The 1977-nt window shown below is 40.1% G+C and carries 1 protein-coding gene; it reads left to right on the forward strand.

The features are described 5' to 3' along the window. Positions 1-158 precede the first annotated feature (158 nt). Positions 159-1874, forward strand: coding sequence for an IS1634 family transposase (locus tag DWZ38_RS21885; RefSeq protein WP_117855418.1), 1716 nt, complete (start codon positions 159-161; stop codon positions 1872-1874). Positions 1875-1977: the final 103 nt, after the last annotated feature.

The following is a 1977-nucleotide window of genomic DNA, read 5'->3' on the forward strand; positions in this document are numbered from 1 at the left end:
CTCCACAGTTTTGCAGTAACATAATGTTCGCTTATTGCTTGAAAGCCTTTTGTTTCCTTGCTTTCAGGCTTTTTTATTTTTAAAAATTAGTCATGTTTTACTAGCGTTTTATATCGTTTTGCGTTATAATAAATATTATACGAAACGGAGTGCTTGCCATGTACCTCAAAAAAACACCTAACCAGAATGGTCGAATTCGCCTTTCCATTGTTGACACATATTACGATAAAGCTAAGAAATGCTCCCGCCAGAAAACAATAGAATCTATTGGCTGGCTGGATGAATTGGAAAAACAGTATGATGACCCTATTGCTCACTTTCAAAAAAGAGTGGAGCAGCTAAAAGCTGAAAAAGCAGCCAGGCAGGCTCCCATCCACTTTACTTTTTATGATTCTGACCGACTTTGCATAGGTGACGATCTGAGAAAAAACTTTGGCTATGCCGCACTGAGTCAGATCTATCACGAGCTCGGCCTCCATACTTTTCTAACAAACCGGCAGCGCCACTCGAAAGAACAGTATGATGCCAATACCATCATGAAGATGCTGGTTTATTCCAGACTTCTTTTCCCTGCTTCAAAGAAATCTTCCTATGATGACAGAGAACATTTCTTTGAGAAAACGGACTACTCTTTAGATGATGTTTACCGCTGTCTGTCTTTTCTGGACAAACACAAAGAAAACTTGCAGGTCTGGCTGAACGACCGCATCAAAGCGAATTATGGCAGGGATACCAGTCTCATCTATTATGATGTTACAAACTACTATTTCGAGACAGATGAGCAAACCGATTTTCTCCGTAAAGGAGTTTCAAAAGAACATCGTCCAAATCCAATTGTGCAGATGGGACTTTTCATGGATAACCAGGGAATTCCTATTACTTATGAGTTTTTTCCCGGAAATACCAATGACTGTCTGACCTACAGACCTAACTTTGGACGTATCAAAAAACAGTTTGATCTTGGCAGAGTCATTTCCGTTGCTGACAAAGGAATGACAACAGGTGATAACATCTGGTACACGATCAACACGCCCACTCATGACGGATATGTTTTCAGTATGTCCATCCGGGGCGCAGAAAAAACCATCAAGGACTATGTTCTGGAACAGAAAGGTTATGAATGGCTTGGTACAGAATACAAGCGGAAATCCCGCAAGTCTCCAAGAACAATCCAGGTATCCTCTGTTTCCGGCAAAAAGATAAAAAAGCAGGTAGATGAGAAACAGGTTGTCTTCTGGAGTGAAAAATATGCCAAACGAGCAAAAGCAGAGCGTGAAGCTGCACTGACAAAAGCCAGAGACCTGGCAAAAAATCCAGGGAATTATACAAGAGCCATATCTTATGGTGCTGCAAAATACGTCAAAAAAGTTGACTATGATAAAGAAACCGGAAAAATCCTTACCGCCTCTTCTGTTCTGGACATTGATGAAGAAAAAATCCGAGGGGAGGAAGCACTGGATGGTTACTATATGCTCTTAACCAGCGAAATGGAGACATCTGACGACGAGATTATCGATATGTACCGAGGTTTATGGAAAATTGAAGAATCTTTTAAAGTAACCAAAAGTGAACTGGAAGCCAGACCCGTGTATGTCTGGCCAAAAGAACATATCGAAGCACATTTCCTTACCTGTTTTGTAGCTTTGACAATCGCAAGAATACTGGAAAATAAACTGGAGAGAAAATACAGCATCGGAACCATTTTGGAATCTCTGTCAAAAGCCGAATGTAGTTTAATCCAGCAAAACTACTACCTATTTGATTATTACGATGAAGTTCTAAAAGATATCGGAAGAGTTACAGATATTGATTTTGGGAAACGTATCCGTACTCTGGGAGAAATAAAAAAAGTTTTAGCAAAGACCAAAAAGTAGAAAAAACGCCATGAAAATCTGACAAAGCCGAAAAACCGCCAAGCCCTGTATTTACTGGGTTTGACGGGTGTTTTATATCCATTTAGCTGCAAAAGTCAGGATA

The organism is Ruminococcus sp. AF31-8BH (assembly GCF_003460605.1).
Taxonomy (GTDB): domain Bacteria; phylum Bacillota; class Clostridia; order Lachnospirales; family Lachnospiraceae; genus Blautia_A; species Blautia_A acetigignens.

What these genes read in the sequence shown, in the direction of transcription:
- DWZ38_RS21885 (WP_117855418.1), top strand. Translation starts at nt 159, where the DNA reads ATGTACCTCAAAAAAACACCTAACCAGAATGGTCGAATTCGCCTTTCC.